This is a genomic window from Bartonella sp. AP88HLJMH (assembly GCF_042195605.1).
In the GTDB taxonomy this organism is placed as follows: domain Bacteria; phylum Pseudomonadota; class Alphaproteobacteria; order Rhizobiales; family Rhizobiaceae; genus Bartonella.
On the sequence record NZ_JBHIOR010000116.1, the window covers coordinates 1 to 337 of the forward strand.

1 protein-coding gene is annotated in these 337 nt (G+C 45.7%); it reads right to left on the reverse strand.

Annotated features, from left to right (window positions below):
- A partial coding sequence (locus ACFIMA_RS09890; RefSeq protein WP_375693791.1) for a DUF4043 family protein occupies positions 1-337 on the reverse strand: 337 nt, incomplete at both ends.

Consider the following 337-nt stretch of genomic DNA (forward strand, 5'->3'; position numbering starts at 1 on the left):
GTACCAAAATCCTGTCCCCCTTGATCAGAATGAGGCAAGGTGTAGCGTGATTTTTTCATGCCGATAATGGTTTTAGCTGCAACCCCAAATTCACGTTGATAATCAAACAGTTCTTCAACAAGTTTATAGCGTGTTCCCCCTTTCCCATCGCCTCCTGTTGCTCCATTGCCAACGCGCCCATAAGCCATGATAACACTTTGCGCACCAAGCAACACAGCACGACGAACAGAGGGAACAGGCTCTTGTGTCTTTGAATTAACACCATTGGGGACATGCTCTGCTTCACGCAAAATGACACCGTTATACATCCCCAAAGAACCATTAAAAATTGGGTTCT